This window comes from Pontibacter sp. HJ8 (genome assembly GCF_054824225.1).
The window spans coordinates 1-1,594 of record NZ_JSYF01000426.1 but is presented as its reverse complement, the minus strand read 5'-3'; the positions used below and the strand labels follow the sequence as shown (position 1 = coordinate 1,594).

The 1,594-nt window shown below is 53.8% G+C and carries 1 protein-coding gene; it reads right to left on the bottom strand.

Annotated features, from left to right (window positions below; all coding sequences use genetic code 11):
- Window positions 1–149: 149 nt before the first annotated feature.
- Window positions 150–1,523, bottom strand: coding sequence for a LutB/LldF family L-lactate oxidation iron-sulfur protein (locus OB13_RS16955; protein WP_461491368.1), 1,374 nt, complete (start codon window positions 1,521–1,523; stop codon window positions 150–152).
- Window positions 1,524–1,594 lie beyond the last annotated feature (71 nt).

The following is a 1,594-nucleotide window of genomic DNA, read 5'->3' as shown; positions in this document are numbered from 1 at the left end:
GTCCCCTTGAGGGGACCATAGGGGTGTTTTCAGTGGCTATGAAACAAAAGCTGTCTAAGCTCCCCTCCTTAAATAAGGAGGGGCAGGGGTGGTTGGACCCCGGAATCTGCGAAACCCGGATTCAGGCCAGTTTCCAGCGCCATACACTACTACCCTTTCCTCTCCTTCCAGAGCTGGTTAAACGATTTTGGGGCTACCTTGAGCGGTTCGCGGCGTTTGCTCCAGGTGTCTTTGAGTACCTGCTTCAGCACAAAGTTCTTTACGCCGGCAGGAGCCATGTTCAGAAGCGTGCGGCTCTTCATGGCTTTGAGCCATAGTTTGAACGTGGTGCGCTCGCTCTTTTCAGTGAATCCCTGCTCCACACTCTGACGGCGGTTGAGCAGCAGCAGGTTGTGGAGGTTGATCTTGACAGGACACACAGAAGTACAGGCGCCGCAAAGCGAACTGGCAAAGCTCAGGTGCTTGTTTTCAGCCATACCGTTGTAGTGCGGTGTGATCACGGAGCCGATCGGGCCGCTATAGGTGCTCTCATAGGTATGGCCGCCGATGTTTTTGTAAACCGGGCACACATTGAGGCAGGCGCCGCATCGGATACAATTCAGGGCTTCGCGCTTCTCGGGCAGGGCCAGCAGGTCGGTGCGGCCGTTGTCGAGCAGGATCACGTACATTTCTTCGGGGCCGTCCTGCTCCTGCGGCTGTCTCGGGCCTGTAAAGATCGTGTTATAGACTGTCACATTTTGCCCCGTGCCGCTGGTGCTCAGCAAAGGCCAGAACAAATCCAGGTCCATCACAGAGGGCAGCATTTTCTCTATACCTACTATGGCAATATGCGTTTTCGGGAAAGCCGTGGACAGTCGTCCGTTGCCTTCATTTTCGGTGACAGCCACACCGCCTATATCGGCCAGCAGGAAGTTGCCCCCTGTTATACCTACCTCAGCGGACGTATACTTGTCGCGTAGCAGCCGTCGGGCTACACCTACCAGTTCTTCGGCATTATCGGTCGGGGCGATGTTGAGCTTGCGCACAAACAGGTCTGCAATGTCCTTCTTGGACATGTGCATGGCCGGTGTTACGATGTGGTAGGGGCGTTGCTCGGCCAGCTGCACAATGTATTCGCCAAGGTCGGTTTCTACTGTCTCAATGCCATTTTTTTCGAGGTAGTTGTTCAGGTGAATCTCCTCGGTGGTCATGGATTTGGACTTTACCACGGAGCGGGCGCGCTTGCGCTTCATGATCTGACCAATCTCTTTCAGGGCCTCTTCGGTATTACGGGCCCAGATCACCTTACCACCACGGGCAGTAAAGTTGGCCTCGAACTCCATGAGGTACTTGTCGAGGTTGTTGATGGTATTGGTCTTTATAAAGGAAGCCCGCTCCCGGGCCAGTTCATGGTCACTGTATTGGGTGAGGCCACGCTGCACAGCGGCGTTGTACTTGCCGATGTTGAACCTGATGGTAGAGCGGTGGCCCAGGTCAAATGCTTTTGTTTCTGCATCCTGCAGAAACTGTTTTAGTCTACTCATATGATACTACCCTACGAACTTTCCTGAATTTGGCTGCATCAGGAGGTGCTGTTCAAAAGAAAAAACACCCT

What these genes read in the sequence shown, in the direction of transcription:
- OB13_RS16955 (WP_461491368.1), bottom strand. Translation starts at nt 1,523, where the DNA reads ATGAGTAGACTAAAACAGTTTCTGCAGGATGCAGAAACAAAAGCATTT.